The sequence below is a fragment of the Streptomyces sp. NPDC037013 genome (genome assembly GCF_055607265.1).
This window is the reverse complement of the sequence record NZ_JBVJRV010000001.1, coordinates 276,957-292,557: the sequence shown is the minus strand read 5'-3', so window position 1 is coordinate 292,557 and position 15,601 is coordinate 276,957. Positions and strand designations below refer to the sequence as shown.

The window sequence follows — 15,601 nt, the reverse complement described above, 5'->3', positions numbered from 1 at the left end:
CAACTGACGTGCGCTCAGGGTCACTTGACGACCCGTCGCCACGTCATGTGATGCGTAACGTAGTAATGTGAAATTGCACTGACAACCCCTCAGGAGCCGCCAACCGTTTCGGTTTCCGGCTTTCAGCCGCGTGGCGCGGGCTCCGGGCCCGGCTCGCTCAGGGTGCGCAGGAGGAGACGGCCGAGGGCCGGCAGCGCGATCAGCGGGAGAAGCGCCGTCCGCAGCGAGGTGGCGTCGGCGAGCGCCCCGATGAGCGGGCTCGCGAGGCCGCCGATGGAGACCGTCAGCCCCAGGGTGACGCCGCTCGCGGTGCCCACGCGCCGGGGCAGATAGTCCTGTCCGAGGGTGATGTGCAGGGAGAACGGCACGTAGAGGCCGGCCGAGGCGAGCGCGACGAAGACGTACAGCGGCGGTCCGGGGACGAGGACCACGCCCGCCACCGCGACGACCGTCGCGACGTACGACCGGCGCACGACGGGAAGCCGGCCGTACCGGGCGGCGAGCCGCCCACCCGCGAGCGTACCGACCGCGCCGCCCGCGTAGAGCACGAACAGCGCTACGGTACCGGCGAGTTCGCCGCCGCCGGTGCGCTCGCGGACATGGACCGCGATGAACGTGCCGAGTCCGGTGAAGACGATCGAGCGGCAGACGATGGCGCCGGTCAGCCGAAGAAACGACGGCCAGTCGTCCCGCGCCGCGCCGACCGCTTCAGGGGCGGCGCCGCGCCCATCTCCTCCTCTGCCCCCTGCACCCGCTGCCTCTCCTGCATCCCCTTCGTCTCCCAGGCCTCTCGCGGCGGCTGCCGCCTCCCGCGCCCGGGCGCTCCGCAGTCCGGCCACGCACAGCGCCGCGCCCGCGAGGGCGGGGACGACCAGAAGCGGGGATGCGGCCAGGCCCCCCGTGGCGACGACGGCGGAGACCAGCAAGGGGGCCGCCGCGAAACCGAGGTTGCCGCCGAGCGAGAACCAGCTCATGGCGGTGTGGCTGCCCCGGCTCGCCTGCCGGGCCGCGCGCGCCGCCTCCGGGTGGTAGGCGGCGACGCCGAGGCCGGACACGGCGACGACCAGCAGCGTCAGTACGTAGGTGTCGCTCACTCCGGCGAGGGCGACACCGGCCCCGCCCACCAGCGTGCTCACCGGCAGCAGCCACGGCATGGCCCACTTGTCGGTGAGCGCGCCGAACAGCGGCTGCACCACCGAGGAGAGCAGCGAGGCGGCGAGCACGACACCGGAGGCCGCGGCGTAGGTGTAGGCGCGCTCGGAGACGAAGAACGGCACCAGGGCGGCGACGGCCCCCTGGTAGATGTCCACGCAGGCGTGCCCGAGCGCGAGCAGCGTGATGGGACGACCGGTACGGCTGCGGTGGTCAGTGGTACGGCCCGTGCGGGCGGCTCGGGAGGGTGAGGTCTGGTTCGTCGGCACCGGCTCATCCTCGCCACCGTCCGCGCTGGCCCGCTTCCGATAATCTGCCGACTTGTGTCGAACATCCGCCACTCCCCCGCGGCGCCCACCGTCACCAGGGAACTCGCCCCCGGCGAGCGCATCGACGCGCACCGGCACGACGACCACCAGATCATCTACGCGGGCTCCGGCGTCGTGGCCGTCACCACCGACGCGGGCACCTGGTTCGCGCCGGGCACCCGCGCCATCTGGGTCCCCGCCGGTTGCGTCCACGCCCACCGCGCCCACGGACAACTCGCCCTGCACCTGGTCGGCCTGCCCGCCGCGACCAACCCGCTCGGCCTCGACGCCCCGACCGTCCTCTCCGTCGGCCCGCTGCTGCGCGAACTGATCCTGGCCCGCACCCGGGCCCCGCACGACGAGACCCCGTCCCCCGAGCGGAGCCGTCTGACGGCCGTCCTGCTCGACCAGTTGCGCGCGTCACCCCAGGAACCCGTCCAGCTGCCCGCCCCCTCCGACCCCCGCCTCACCGCCGTCTGCGAGCTGTTGCACCGCGACCCGGCGGACCTGCGCGGCCTCGCGGAGCTCGCCGCGGCCGCGGGTGCCGGCCAGCGCACCCTCAGCCGGCTCTTCCGCCACGAGCTGGGCATGACGTTTCCGCAGTGGCGCACCCAGCTGCGCCTCTACCACGCGCTGCGGATGCTGGCCGACGGCGTACCGGTCACCGCGGTCGCCCACCGCTGCGGATGGTCCTCCACCAGCGCGTTCATCGACGTGTTCCGCCGGGCCTACGGCCATACGCCCGGCACGCACCACCGCCGCGCCTGAGCGGACGCCCCGCTTCCTCAACTCCCGTGCTCGCGCATCCTCTTGGCAGCACCAGTGCCATGTGAAATATTACTGGCGTGCTCACGGGACACTCGTCCGGATCACCGGACCTCATCGTCGTGGGAGCGGGAGTGGTCGGCGCCGCCTGCGCCCACTACGCCGCCCTCGCCGGCCTCCGCGTCACCGTCATCGACCGCGGCCCCGTCGCCGGCGGCACCACGGGAGCGGGCGAGGGCAACCTCCTCGTCTCCGACAAGGAGGCCGGCCCCGAGCTCGAACTGGCCCTGCTCTCCGTTCAGTTGTGGCAAACGCTGGCCCGCGAACTCCCCGCGCGCATCGAGTACGAGGCGAAGGGCGGCCTGGTCGTCGCCTCGACCGGACCGGGGCTCGCCGCCCTGCACCGCTTCGCCGCGGATCAGACCCGGGCGGGCGTCACGGCCACCGAGATCGGCGCCGACCGCCTGACCGACCTCGAACCGCACCTCGCGCCCGGCCTCGCGGGCGGTTTCCACTACCCGCAGGACGCGCAGGTGCAGCCCGCCCTGGCCGCGGCGCATCTGCTGCGGGCGGCCGCCCGCACCGGGCGCCTGACGCTGCGGCTCGGCGAGGAGGTCACCGCGATCCTCACCGGCGCCGGGGGCGAGGTGCGGGGCGTGCGGACTCCACGGGGCGAGGTCCGCGCCCCTCATGTGCTCAACGCCGCCGGCACGTGGGGCGGCCAACTCGCCCGTCTCGCCGGCGTGGAGCTGCCGGTGCTGCCCCGGCGCGGCTTCGTCCTCGTCACCGAACCGCTGCCGCGCGTGGTGCGCCACAAGGTGTACTCGGCGGAGTACGTCGCCGACGTCGCGAGCGGCTCGGCGGCCCTGCAGACCTCCGCCGTCGTGGAGGGCACCGCGGCCGGCCCGGTCCTGATCGGGGCGAGCCGGGAACGGGTGGGCTTCGACCGCACCCTGTCGGTGGAGGTCCTGCGGCGCCTCGGGGCCCAGGCCCTGCACCTGTTCCCGGTACTCGCCGAGGTGCGGGCGATCCGCACCTACGCGGGGTTCCGCCCGTACCTGCCGGACCACCTCCCCGCGATCGGCCCCGACCCGCGGGTGCCCGGCCTGCTGCACGCCTGCGGCCACGAGGGGGCGGGCATCGGGCTCGCGCCGGCCACGGGAGCGCTGATCGCGGCGACGCTCACAGGCCGCGAACCGCCGCTGCCCCTGGGCCCGTTCGCACCGGATCGGTTCGAGCGGGAGGGCGCCCCACGATGACTCCACGCCCACCTCACCGCATGACCACGACGAGACCAGGTCCAGCCGACTACTGGACCGTGCCGAGGCCGCATGCGGCTCGCCGCCCGCACACCTCCACGACCCCCGAGAGGAGCCGCCCCCATGGCACGTGACGACCGGACCCCCGCCGAACTCGTGGGCGCAGCCCCCGGGAAAGCCTTCTCGATCACCTTCGACGGACGTCGGCTCGACGCCCTGCCCGGCCAGTCCATCGCCGCCGTGCTGTGGTCCGCCGGGATCCTCGCCTGGCGGACCACCCGGGTCGGCGGGCGGCCGCGCGGTGCGTTCTGCGGCATCGGCCAGTGCCACGACTGCCTCGCGACGGTCAACGGGCGGCCCAACCGGCGGGCCTGCCTGGTCACCGCCCGCCCCGGCGACACGGTCACCACCCAGGAAGGACACGGCCATGCCGGGCTCGACACCTGAAGTACCGCCGGGCCCCGGGGCGCTCCCGGAGAAGGGCCCCGAGCCGCGCCCGTCCGCCCGCGAGCGGTACGACGTGGTGGTGCTCGGCGCCGGACCGGCGGGCCTCGCCGGAGCCGTACGAGCCGCCGAACTCGGCCTCTCCGTAGCGCTGTTGGATTCCTCGAGCCACCCCGGCGGCCAGTTCTACCGGCACCCCGACCCGGCCACGGGAGCCACCCGACCGGAGGCCCTGCACCACGACTGGCCGGTCTTCGCCGACCTCCGCGCCCGCCTTGCGGCGAGCGGCGCCGCGCAGCTCTTCGGCCACCACGTCTGGACGGTCACGCGCGAGGCCGAGGACCGGTGGACCGTCCACGCCCTCACCGGGGAGCACGGCACGAGTGCCGCACCGGGGCGGGACGGGGCCGGGCCGGGCCCCGTGGTCATACGGGCGCGTGCCGTCCTCCTCGCGACCGGCTCGTACGAACGTCATCTGCCCTTCCCCGGCTGGACCCTGCCCGGCGTGGTGGGCGCGGGCGGAGCGCAGGCCATGCTCAAGTCGGGCCTCGCCCTGCCCGGCAGGCGCGTGGTCGTCGCGGGCAGCGGACCTCTCCTGCTCGCCGTCGCCACCTCGCTCACCGCGGCCGGCGCCGAGGTGCCGGAACTGATCGAGGCCGGCGGATACCTCGGATACGGCCGCCACCCGGGCGTACTCGCCACGCAGCCGCGGAAGTTGGCCGAGGCCTCGCTGCACGGCACGGCCCTGCTGCGCCACAGGGTGCGCCTGCGCACCCGGCAGGCGGTGACCGAGGCGCACGGCACGGACCGGGTGGAGGCGGTGACGGTCTCGCGCGTCGACCGCGACTGGCGACCGGTCCCGGGCACGGAGCGCCGCATCGCCTGCGACGCGGTGGCCGTCGGCCACGGCCTGATCCCCCAGATCGAGCTGGCGACCGGTCTCGGCTGCGCCACCCGCCTCACCCCCGACGGCACCCACGCGCTGGACCTGGGACCGCTGCGGGAAACCTCCCTGCGCGGCCTGTGGGCTGCGGGTGAGACCTCCGGCATCGGCGGCGCCCAACTCGCCCGCGCCGAAGGCGAACTGGCCGCCCTCGCCATCGCCGCCCGCCTGACCGGCCGCCTCCCCGCCCCGGCCGCACGGCTGCGCGCCCTGCGCCGCCGCCGTGCCCGGATGGGCGCCTTCGCCGAGGTCATGGCCGCCGCGCACGCGCCCGGCTCCGGCTGGACGGAGTGGCTCTCCGACGAGACGGACGTGTGCCGCTGCGAGGAGGTCACCGCGGGCGAGGTGCGCGAGGCGGTCACGGAGTACGGAGCCCGTGACGCACGGACCGTCAAGCTGCTCACCCGTACGGGCATGGGCTGGTGCCAGGGCCGCATGTGCGGGACCGCCGTGTCCTGCCTGGCCGCGTCGGCCTCCCCCGAGGGACCACCACCGGCCCACCCGTCTCCTCCTCCGGACCGGCGCCCGCTGGCCGTCCCGGTACCGCTCGCGACACTCGCGGCACTGCCGGAGACAACGGAGCAGCCCCTTCCCGAAGACTCCCTCCCCGGCACCGCTGCCCCCGAGGCACCTCTCCCGGGAGGGCATCCCCCGAAGGCGCAGCACCCCGAGACCCGCCACCCCACAGAAGGGCACCCGTCATGACCTCCGCCACCTGGACCCCCGAGCGACCCTGGCGCGGCATCATGGTCGCCACCGCGCTCCCCCTGCGCGACGACCTCTCCGTCGACTACGACGCCTATGCCGAGCACGTGCGCCATCTCATCGGCAACGGCTGTGACGGCGTCGTGCCCAACGGCTCACTCGGCGAATACCAGACCCTCACCGACGACGAGCGCGCCCGTGTCGTCCGTACCGCCGTCGAGGCCGCGGGCGACGGGGCCCGCGTGATGCCCGGCGTCTCCGCCTACGGCAGCGCCGAGTCCCGCCGCTGGACCGAGCAGGCCGCGGAGGCGGGATGCGGTTCGGTGCTCCTGCTGCCGCCGAACGCCTACCGCGCCGACGAGCCGGCCGTACGCGCCCACTACGCCGAGGTCGCCGAGGCGGGCCTGCCGATCGTGGCGTACAACAACCCGCTCGACACCAGGGTCGACCTGACGCCGGAGCTGCTGGCCCGGCTGCACGGCGACGGCACGGTCGTGGCCGTGAAGGAATTCTCCGGGGACGTCCGCAGGGCGTACGAGATCGCCGAACTCGCCCCGGATCTCGATCTGTTGATCGGCGCGGACGACGTCTTGCTCGAACTCGCCGTCGCAGGTGCCGTCGGCTGGATCGCCGGCTACCCGAACGCGTTCCCCGCCACTTGCGCGGAGCTCTACGACGCGGCGTGCGCCCGCGACCTGGAGACGGCCCTGCCCCTCTACCGCTCGCTGCACCCGCTCCTGCGCCAGGACTCCAAGACGGAGTTCGTGCAGTCGATCAAGCTCTCGATGGACATCGTGGGCCGCCGCGGGGGCCCGACCAGGCCGCCGCGCTCACCACTGTCCGACCCCACCCGCGCGCTGGTGCGTTCGGCCACCGAGAAGGCGATGGCGGCCGGACACCGCTGAGCCCGGGAGCAGCCCGGACACAGCAGCCCGGCAAGACCGAAAGGAAACCGGCGCGAGCCGGCCGAGAAACGGAAGGGCACGATGCGCACCCGTCACGTCTTCCACGCCGTGGACTCGCACACCGAAGGCATGCCGACACGCGTGATCACCGGTGGCGTCGGGGTGATCCCCGGCGCCACCATGGCCGAGCGCAGGCTCCACTTCATCGAGCACCTGGACCACCTGCGCACGCTCCTGATGTACGAGCCGCGCGGCCACTCCGCGATGAGCGGCGCGATCCTCCAGCCCCCGACCCGCCCCGACGCGGACCACGGCGTCCTGTACGTGGAGGTGTCCGGGCTGCTGCCCATGTGCGGCCACGGAACCATCGGCGTCGCCACCGTCCTCGTCGAGACAGGCATGGTCCGGGTCACCGAGCCGGTCACGACGGTCCGCCTGGACACCCCGGCGGGCCTGGTCTCCGTCGACGTCCAGGTATCCGACGGCGCGGCCGTCTCGGCCACCCTCACCAACGTCCCGGCCTTCTGCGTGGCCCTGGACCGCAAGGTGGAGGTGCCGGGCCACGGCACGGTCACGTACGACATGGCGTACGGCGGGAACTTCTACGCCTTCGTGCAACTCGACGCGCTGGGGCTCCCGTTCGACCGGGCGCGCAAGGACGAGCTGCTCGCGGCGGGCCTCGCCGTCATGGACGCGATCAACGCGTCGCCGGAGCGCCCCACGCACCCCGGGCAGCCGGACATCGCCGGGGTCAAACACGTCTACCTGGCCGCACCCGGTTCCGACGCCCGGCGCTCCCGGCACGCCATGGCGATCCACCCGGGCTGGTTCGACCGCTCGCCGTGCGGGACGGGCACCTCGGCACGGATGGCACAGCTGCACGCCCGCGGGGAGCTGCCACTGGACCGCGATTTCGTGAACGAGTCGTTCATCGGCACGGAGTTCACCGGCCGGCTGGTGGCGGAGACGGAGGTGGCGGGCGTGCCCGCGGTCATCCCCCGGATCACCGGGCGGGCGTGGATCACCGGCACGGCGCAGTACTTCCTGGACCCGGACGACCCTTTCCCCGCAGGTTTCCTCCTCTGATCCCCGTCCCGAGCCCTCCCACCCCCAACGGGCAACGTGACATTGTACTTTGGTGATCCGCGCGGGCGCGGGACCACCGGAGGGAAGATCATGGGGCACCTGAAGCAGAAGAACCTCATCACCACCAGGGAGCGGCTGCGCGATCAGGTCGGCCACGCCCTGCGGGCCGCCCTGATCTCCGGCGAACTGCGCCCCGGCGAGATCTACTCCGCGCCCGGCCTCGCCGAGGACTTCGGCATCTCGGCGACGCCGGTCCGCGAGGCGATGCTCGACCTGGCCAGGGAGGGCCTGGTCGAGCCCGTCCGCAACAAGGGTTTCCGGGTCACCGAGGTCAATGAGCGCGACCTCGACCAGTACACGGAGATCCGCGGCCTCATCGAGGTCCCCATGATCGGCAGGATCACCGCGACGGCGGCCCGCGAGGACCTGGAGGTACTGCGTCCGGTCGCCGAGGAGATCGTGCGCGCCGCCCGCGACCACGACCTCATCGGCTATCTGGAGGCCGACCGCCGCTTCCATCTCTCGCTGCTCGCCCTCTCGGGCAATGACCGCCTGGTCGAGACCGTCGGCGACCTGCGCAAGCGCTCCCGCCTCTACGGCCTGACCACGCTCGACGAGCGCGACCAGCTGACCCCGTCCGCCGAGGAGCACATCGAGCTGCTCGACCTGATGCTGTCCGGCGACGCGAAGGCCGCGGAGCGGTGCATGGCGCGGCATCTGGGACATGTGAGGTCCCTGTGGGCCGAGAACGCGTCCGCGGCGCCCGCGCCGAGCCTCCAGAGCCTCCCGCGCCAGGCGCGGTGAGGGCCCCCGAAACGCAAAAGAACCCCAGGTGACCTGGGGTTCTTGCTGGTGTCCGAGGGGGGACTTGAACCCCCACGCCCGATAAAGGGCACTAGCACCTCAAGCTAGCGCGTCTGCCATTCCGCCACCCGGACAAGGTGTCTGTCTTCGCGGGGCGTTCCCCGCGGCGACATGGACAACAATACCAAGGTTTCGGAGTGCCTTTCACCTGCGTATCCGGCCCCCGACCACGGGATGCCCGGCGGTCGGGGCCATTCGCCCTAGAGTCTCACCATGAGTGACGGGTTGATTACCGAGGCCGCCGGGGCGCTCGGCGACATGAAGCGGCGCCGCCCCCGGATGCTGTCCCCGCTGCGCGAGCACCTCCGGGACACCATGTGGTTCGCGCCGACCGCGGGGCTCGTGGGGGCCATGCTCCTGTGGTGGGTCTCTTCGGAGATCGACACGCAGATCGTCTCGGAGCTGCGGAACTCCGGCGAGTACGACGTGATCAAGGACCTGAAGCGGATCGCCGACGACGCCAAGACGGTGATCAGCACCATCGGCAGCGCCATGATGACCTTCATCGGTGTCGTCTTCAGCATCTCGCTGGTGGCCGTGCAGATGGCCAGCGGGCAGTTCAGCCCGCGAGTGGTGCGGCTGTACGTCCGGTCGCGCATCACCAAGATCACGCTCACCGGGTTCATGGCGACGTTCCTCTTCTCCCTGATGACGCTGACGTCGTTCGACAGCGAGCGCGATCCCCGCCTCCTGACCATGGTGCCGCTGGTCGAGTCGGTGCTCGCGATGCTGATGGTGCTCCTGAGCCTCCTGTTGTTCGTGGCGTACGTGAACGGGACGGTCCGGATGATGCGGATCGGTTTCGTCATCGACCGGATCGCCCGCGAGTCGTTCCGGGTCGCCCAGAAGCAGCCCACGGAGCTGCCGGTCGACACCGCACTCCTCGGGCCGGAGACCGCCCTGGTCACGCACCAGGGGCGGGCCGGCGTGCTGCGGGACGTGAACATCGCGCGGGCCGTCCGGGCGGCCCGCCGTCAGGGTGTCGTGCTGCGCCTCATCCCGCGGATCGGGGACTACGTGGTGCCGGGGACGCCGGTGTTCTCGGTGCACGGCGGCCCGGCCCCCGCACGCCGCGCGCTGAGCTACACCGTCTTCGTGGGGGTGGAACGGACCTTTCACCAGGATCTGGCGTTCGGTCTGCGGCAGCTGTCCGACATCGCCCTGCGGGCCCTCTCCCCCGCGGTGAACGATCCGACGACCGCCGTGCAGGCCCTGGACCGCATCGTGCAGTTCCTGGCGTCGATCGCCCCGTACCCGCTGGGCGCGCTCGGCCACCGAGACCGGCGCGGGGCGCTCCGGCTCGTGCAGTCGGTGCCGGACTGGACCGCCCTGGTCGATCTGGGATTCGCCGAGATCAGGGGGAGTGCGGTCGGCAACCCACAGGTCACCCGGCGCATGCTGGCCGGGCTCGACGATCTGCTGCTGCTCGTCCCGGAGGAACGGCGCGAGCCGCTGCTGCGGCACCGGGAGCTCCTCGCGCAGGCCGTGGAGCGCTCGGTGCCGCAGGCGGCGGACCGCGCGTTCGCGCTGCTGCCGGACCGGCAGGGCATCGGCTGACACCCGTGCCCGACGCACGGCCGGGCATGCCTGCGCGTCCCGCCCGTCCCGCTACACCATGCGGTGGTGGCTCGGGAAGTTCCCCGGTGGCCGCTCCCCCGCCGGGCCCTGGGTGACGGCGCGCACCAGGAGCTCGCCGCCCACGAAGGCGCCGCGCCAGGAGCCGCCGAAGCCGCCGAAGAGCTCCTCGCGGTCCCCGCGCGAGCGGGGTTTGCCCCTGCCGGTCTTGAAGGCTCGTATCTGGGGCGCGAGACGCTCGTACGTGGCGGTGTCGTCGGTGGAGAGCGTGGCGACGAGCGCGCCGTTCGACGCGTTCATGGCCGCGAGCAGCTCCGCCTCGGTGTCGACCAGGACGATGGTGTCGACCGGGCCGAACGGCTCCGCGTGGTGCAGCGGTGAGGAGGACGGCGGGTTGAGGAGGGTGACGGGGTGGAAGTACGCGTCCGTGTCCTGGCCGGGCAGGAAGCGGCCGGCCGCCGGGTCGCCGCGGTGGAGCGGCACGGCGCCCCGGTCGACGGCCTCGGCGACCTGGTCGGTGAGCTCCTTGGCCTTGGCCGCGTTGATCAGCGGCCCGAAGTCGAGTTCGGGGTACGGGTCTTCGGGGTGCGCGACCGCGAGCGGGTGTCCGACGCGTACCGTACGGACCGCCGGGAGGTACGCGGCGAGGAACTCGTCGAACAGGGCGCGCTGGACGACGAAGCGCGGGTAGGCGGTGCAGCGCTGTTTGCCGTAGTCGAAGAGTTTGGGGACGAGTGCGGTGAGCGCGTCCCAGTCGCTGTAGTTCCAGATGCCCCAGGTGTTCAGCCCTTCCTGTTCGAGGATGTGTCGCTTGCCCAGGTCGGCGACGGCCGTGGCGACGTCGGCGCCCGTGTCGCGGCCGCCGACGAAGGAGACGCAGCCGATCTCGGGGGCGCGGACGAGCGCTTCGGACAGCTCACCGCCGCTGCCGCTGACGAGGGTGAGGGGGACTCCCTCGCGGGCGGCCAGGGCGCAGGCCAGGGTGAGGCAGGCGACGCCGCCGTCGGTCGGGGTCTTGGCGATGACCGCGTTCCCTGCCAGTGCCTGTACCAGCATGGTGTGAACGAGCACGCTCATCGGATAGTTCCAACTCGCGATGTTGGAGACCGGGCCGTCCAGCGGGGTCCTGCCGTCGACCATCGGCTCGATGCCGTCGACGTACCAGCGGACGCCGTCGATGGCCCGGTCGACGTCGGCCTGCGCGAGCCGCCAGGGTTTGCCGATCTCCCAGACGAGGAGCAGCGCGAGCAACTCGCGGTGGCGGCTCAGGGAGTCGAGCGTCGCGGCGACGCGGGCGCGGCGCTCGGGCAGGGCCACGTGCCGCCAGGCGCGGTGCTGGTCGAGCGCGGCGCGTACGGCCTGCCGGGCGGTGGCGGCGTCGAGGCGGGGCGGGCCCGCGATGGGGGTGCCGTCGACGGGGCTGGTGGCGGGCAGGGTGCGCCCGTCGGCCTGCCACGTGCTGTTCCACAGGTTCAGGACCCGGTCCTCGCGGAAGGCCTCGGGTGCGACGGCGAGGCAGCGTTGCCAGGCGTCGGACCAGGCGGTCCCGGCTTTGCGGACGAGCGCGTCCTGCGGGGTGGTCGAAGGTGTCATCTCGTTGTCTCCGCTCACGGTGCACGGTCGGGGCGGGGAGGGGCGTCGGTGGGCCCGGTGCGGGACTCTGGCCGGGCCCGCCGACGTCAGAGCAGGTCCAGCACGAGCCGGGCGGTCTCGGTGGGGGTGTCGCCCACGCGTACGCCGACGGCTTCGAGCGCCGCCTTCTTCGCCTGCGCGGTGCCCGATGAGCCGGAGACGATCGCGCCGGCGTGGCCCATCGTCTTGCCCTCCGGCGCGGTGAATCCGGCGATGTAGGCCACGACGGGCTTGGTGACGGATTCCTTGATGTGGGCGGCCGCGCGCTCTTCCGCGTCGCCGCCGATCTCCCCGATGAGCACGATGAGTTCGGTGTCGGGGTCGTCCTGGAAGGCGCCCAGGCAGTCGATGTGCGTGGTGCCGACGACGGGGTCGCCGCCGATGCCGACGCAGGTGGAGAAGCCGATGTCGCGCAGTTCGTACATGAGCTGGTAGGTGAGCGTGCCGGATTTGGAGACCAGGCCGACGCGGCCGGGCTTGGTGATGTCGGCGGGGATGATGCCCACGTTGGACTGGCCGGGGGTGATCAGTCCGGGGCAGTTGGGGCCGATGACGCGGGTGCCCCGCTCCTTCGCGTACGTGAGGAAGGCGACGGAGTCGTGGACGGGGACGCCCTCGGTGATGACGACGGCGAGGGCGATGCCGGCGTCCGCCGCGTCGATGACGGCGGCTTTGGTGAAGGCGGGGGGCACGAAGATGACGGTGGTGTCGGCGCCCGTGGCCGCCATGCCGTCCTGGACCGAGCCGAAGACGGGGACGGCGCGGTCGTCGAAGTCGATGGTGCGGCCCGCCTTGCGGGGGTTGACGCCGCCGACGATGTCCGTGCCGGCGGCGAGCATGCGGCGGGTGTGTTGCATGCCGACCGCGCCGGTCATGCCCTGGACGAGGACCTTGCTCTCCTTGGTGAGGTGAATCGCCATGTCCCGGCTCCTTAGCGCGCGTCGGCGAGGTCGGCGGCGCGGCGGGCGGCGCCGTCCATGGTGGTGGCCTGCTGGACGAGGGGGTGGGCGCGGTTCTCGAGGATGGCGCGGCCCGCGGCGGCGTTGTTCCCATCGAGCCGGACCACCAGGGGCTTGGTCAGCCGTACCGATTCCAGGGCCCGGACGATGCCGTCGGCCACCGCGTCGCAGGCGGTGATGCCGCCGAAGACGTTGACGAAGACGGATCTGACCGAGGGGTCGGAGAGGATGACGGTGAGGCCGTCCGCCATGACCTCGGCGGAGGCGCCGCCCCCGATGTCGAGGAAGTTGGCGGGGCGTGCGCCGCAGCCCGCGACCACGTCGAGCGTCGACATGACGAGTCCCGCGCCGTTGCCGATGATGCCGACCTCGCCGTCGAGCTTCACGTAGTTGAGGCCCTTGGCGGCCGCCGTCGCCTCCAGTTCCTCGTCGTACGTCTCCTGTTCGGCGCCCCACCGTTCCTGGCGGAAGCGGGCATTGTCGTCGAGGGTGACCTTTCCGTCCAGGGCGAGGATCGCTCCCCGGGTGGTGCGGACGAGCGGGTTGACCTCCACGAGGAGGGCGTCCTCGCGGGTCAGGACGTGCCAGAGGCCGACCAGCACGTCGGCCGTCTCGGCCGGGAGACCCGCGGCCGCCGCGATCTCCGCGGCCGTCTCCTTGGTCACCCCTGTGGCCGGGTCGATCGGGATCCGCACGACCGCTTCGGGCCGGCTTGCCGCCACCTCCTCGATCTCCATGCCGCCTTCGGCGGAGGCGATGGCGAGGAAGCGTCCCGCGGCGCGGTCCAGTACGTAGGAGACGTAGAACTCGGCGGCGATGTCGACGGGTTCGGCCACCATCACGGTGTGCACCGTGTGGTCCTTGATGTCCATGCCCAGGATCTGGCGTGCCGTGATCTCGGCCGCCGCCGGGTCCGCGGCGAGTTTCACGCCGCCGGCCTTGCCGCGTCCTCCGGTCTTGACCTGGGCCTTGATGACGACGCGGCCGCCGAGGCGTTCGGCGGCCGCGCGTGCTTCCTTGGCGGTGCGGGCGATCTCGGCGCGTGGCACCAAGATGCCGTGTTCTTCGAAGAGTTGCCTTGCCTGGTGCTCGAAAAGATCCATTTCGGCTCCTGACCGCTGTGTCTGATCGGGTGCGATCCCAAAGCCCCCGAAAAGTGCCGCACGCCCCCTGGACACCAACCCACCGGATGCGGGATAACAAGCTTCATACAGTATTCGTCGACTGTATGCAATCTACCGCGAGGGCGCCCAGAGAGCGTGCGAGCGCACTCCAACTCCCCTACGAAGGGACAGGACTTCGCCATGCCCGACGACAACAGCCAGAAGGACATCTCCGGTGGACACCTGGTCGCCAAAGCACTCAAAGCCGAAGGTGTGGAGGTCATCTACACCCTCTGCGGTGGCCACATCATCGACATCTATGACGGCTGCGTCGACGAGGGCATCGACGTCGTCGACGTGCGCCACGAGCAGGTGGCCGCCCACGCCGCCGACGGCTACGCACGCATCACCGGCAAGCCGGGCTGCGCGGTGGTGACGGCGGGGCCCGGCACCACGGACGCCGTGACCGGTGTCGCCAACGCCTTCCGCGCCGAGTCCCCCATGCTGCTCATCGGCGGCCAAGGGGCCCACACGCAGCACAAGATGGGGTCCCTCCAGGACCTGCCGCACGTCGACATGATGACGCCGATCACCAAGTTCGCGGCGACGGTGCCGGACACGGCCCGCGCGGCCGACATGGTCTCCATGGCCTTCCGCGAGTGCTACCACGGCGCCCCGGGACCGTCCTTCCTGGAGATACCGCGCGACGTGCTCGACGCCAAGGTGCCCGCCGACAAGGCGCGCGTCCCGGCGGCCGGCAGGTACCGCGCGTCGACCCGCTCCGCCGGCGACCCCGAGGCGATCGAGAAACTCGCCGACCTCCTCGTGCACGCCGAGAAGCCCGCCATCCTGCTCGGCAGCCAGGTGTGGACGACCCGGGGCACCGAAGCCGCCATCGAGCTCGTACGCGCCCTCAACGTGCCCGCCTACATGAACGGGGCGGGCCGCGGCACCCTGCCACCCGGGGACCCACACCACTTCCAGCTCTCGCGGCGCTACGCCTTCTCCAACGCCGACCTCATCGTCGTCGTCGGCACCCCCTTCGACTTCCGCATGGGGTACGGGAAGCGGCTCTCGCAGGACGCCACCGTCGTCCAGATCGACCTGGACTACCGCACCGTGGGCAAGAACCGCGACATCGACCTCGGCATCGTCGGGGACGCCGGGCTCGTCCTGAAGTCGGTCACCGAGGCCGCGTCCGGACGGGTCGACGGCGGCGCCTCCCGGCGCAAGGAGTGGATCGACGAGCTGCGCGCCGCCGAGCAGACCGCCGTGGAGAAGCGGCTGCCGAGCCTGCGGTCCGACGCCTCGCCCATCCACCCGTACCGCCTGGTGAGCGAGATCAATGACTTCCTCACCGAGGACTCCATCTACATCGGGGACGGCGGCGACATCGTCACCTTCTCCGGCCAGGTCGTCCAGCCCAAGTCACCGGGCCACTGGATGGACCCCGGGCCGCTCGGCACGCTCGGCGTCGGCATCCCCTTCGTCCTCGCCGCCAAGCAGGCCCGGCCCGACAAGGAGGTGGTGGCCCTCTTCGGAGACGGCGCCTTCAGCCTCACCGGCTGGGACTTCGAGACCCTCGTGCGCTACGACCTCCCCTTCGTCGGCATCGTCGGCAACAACTCCTCGATGAACCAGATCCGTTACGGCCAGAAGGCCAAGTACGGCGAGGAGCGCGAACGCGTCGGCAACACCCTGGGCGACGTCCCCTACGACAAGTTCGCCCAGCTGCTCGGCGGCCACGGCGAAGAGGTCCGCGACCCCGCCGACATCGGCCCCGCGCTGCTCCGTGCCCGCGAGTCCGGCAAGCCCTCGCTCATCAACGTCTGGGTCGACCCGGACGCGTACGCCCCCGGAACCATGAACCAGACCATGTACAAGTGAGGAGCCCGACGGCC

The 15,601-nt window shown here is 72.3% G+C and carries 13 protein-coding genes and 1 tRNA gene; 9 read left to right on the top strand and 5 right to left on the bottom strand.

What is annotated here, in order from left to right; translation table 11 throughout:
* Nucleotides 1-122 precede the first annotated feature (122 nt).
* Nucleotides 123-1,340 (bottom strand): MFS transporter, encoded by a 1,218-nt coding sequence (locus tag ACZ7DY_RS01290; protein ID WP_471130162.1) that lies wholly within the window; start codon nt 1,338-1,340, stop codon nt 123-125.
* Between the two features lie 135 nt (nt 1,341-1,475).
* On the opposite strand from ACZ7DY_RS01290, the gene ACZ7DY_RS01285 reads away from it, so the two are divergent.
* The 7 genes from ACZ7DY_RS01285 to ACZ7DY_RS01255 all read left to right on the top strand — a co-directional run bounded on the left by ACZ7DY_RS01285 (nt 1,476) and on the right by ACZ7DY_RS01255 (nt 8,371).
* A complete protein-coding gene (locus ACZ7DY_RS01285; RefSeq protein ID WP_471128447.1) occupies nt 1,476-2,228 on the top strand; it encodes a helix-turn-helix domain-containing protein in 753 nt (250 codons plus the stop codon).
* 77 nt (nt 2,229-2,305) lie between these two features.
* A complete protein-coding gene (locus ACZ7DY_RS01280) occupies nt 2,306-3,484 on the top strand; it encodes an NAD(P)/FAD-dependent oxidoreductase (protein ID WP_471128444.1) in 1,179 nt (392 codons plus the stop codon).
* A 123-nt stretch (nt 3,485-3,607) separates the two neighbouring features.
* A complete protein-coding gene (locus ACZ7DY_RS01275) occupies nt 3,608-3,931 on the top strand; it encodes a (2Fe-2S)-binding protein (RefSeq protein WP_471128442.1) in 324 nt (107 codons plus the stop codon).
* On the top strand, nt 3,912-5,576 hold the full coding sequence (locus tag ACZ7DY_RS01270) for an FAD-dependent oxidoreductase (RefSeq protein WP_471128439.1): 1,665 nt from the start codon (nt 3,912-3,914) through the stop codon (nt 5,574-5,576). Before ACZ7DY_RS01275 ends, ACZ7DY_RS01270 begins: the two co-directional genes overlap by 20 nt.
* Nucleotides 5,573-6,481, top strand: a complete 909-nt coding sequence (locus ACZ7DY_RS01265) for a dihydrodipicolinate synthase family protein (protein WP_471128437.1) — start codon at nt 5,573-5,575, stop codon at nt 6,479-6,481. The genes ACZ7DY_RS01270 and ACZ7DY_RS01265 overlap by 4 nt, the downstream gene beginning before the upstream one ends.
* A gap of 81 nt (nt 6,482-6,562) precedes the next feature.
* Nucleotides 6,563-7,567, top strand: a complete 1,005-nt coding sequence (locus ACZ7DY_RS01260) for a proline racemase family protein (protein WP_471128434.1) — start codon at nt 6,563-6,565, stop codon at nt 7,565-7,567.
* A 90-nt stretch (nt 7,568-7,657) separates the two neighbouring features.
* Nucleotides 7,658-8,371, top strand: a complete 714-nt coding sequence (locus tag ACZ7DY_RS01255) for a GntR family transcriptional regulator (protein ID WP_471128432.1) — start codon at nt 7,658-7,660, stop codon at nt 8,369-8,371.
* 46 nt (nt 8,372-8,417) lie between these two features.
* Here ACZ7DY_RS01255 and ACZ7DY_RS01250 read toward each other — a convergent pair.
* Nucleotides 8,418-8,505 (bottom strand) — tRNA-Leu (locus tag ACZ7DY_RS01250).
* A 139-nt stretch (nt 8,506-8,644) separates the two neighbouring features.
* Between ACZ7DY_RS01250 and ACZ7DY_RS01245 the strand changes: the two genes are divergently transcribed.
* Nucleotides 8,645-9,988, top strand: coding sequence for a DUF2254 domain-containing protein (locus tag ACZ7DY_RS01245; protein ID WP_471128430.1), 1,344 nt, complete (start codon nt 8,645-8,647; stop codon nt 9,986-9,988).
* A gap of 51 nt (nt 9,989-10,039) precedes the next feature.
* On the opposite strand, the gene ACZ7DY_RS01240 is transcribed toward ACZ7DY_RS01245, so the two are convergent.
* From ACZ7DY_RS01240 to sucC, 3 genes are all read right to left on the bottom strand, one after another.
* Nucleotides 10,040-11,599 carry an aldehyde dehydrogenase family protein gene (locus ACZ7DY_RS01240; RefSeq protein ID WP_471128427.1) on the bottom strand — a complete coding sequence of 520 codons (1,560 nt, stop codon included), beginning with the start codon at nt 11,597-11,599 and terminating at the stop codon, nt 10,040-10,042.
* Between the two features lie 86 nt (nt 11,600-11,685).
* On the bottom strand, nt 11,686-12,558 hold the full coding sequence (sucD, locus tag ACZ7DY_RS01235; RefSeq protein ID WP_471128425.1) for a succinate--CoA ligase subunit alpha: 873 nt from the start codon (nt 12,556-12,558) through the stop codon (nt 11,686-11,688).
* An 11-nt stretch (nt 12,559-12,569) separates the two neighbouring features.
* A complete protein-coding gene (gene sucC, locus ACZ7DY_RS01230; protein ID WP_471128422.1) occupies nt 12,570-13,700 on the bottom strand; it encodes an ADP-forming succinate--CoA ligase subunit beta in 1,131 nt (376 codons plus the stop codon).
* 201 nt (nt 13,701-13,901) lie between these two features.
* Here sucC and ACZ7DY_RS01225 point away from each other — a divergent pair, with 201 nt between their 5' ends.
* Nucleotides 13,902-15,587 carry a thiamine pyrophosphate-binding protein gene (locus ACZ7DY_RS01225; RefSeq protein ID WP_471128420.1) on the top strand — a complete coding sequence of 562 codons (1,686 nt, stop codon included), beginning with the start codon at nt 13,902-13,904 and terminating at the stop codon, nt 15,585-15,587.
* Nucleotides 15,588-15,601: the final 14 nt, after the last annotated feature.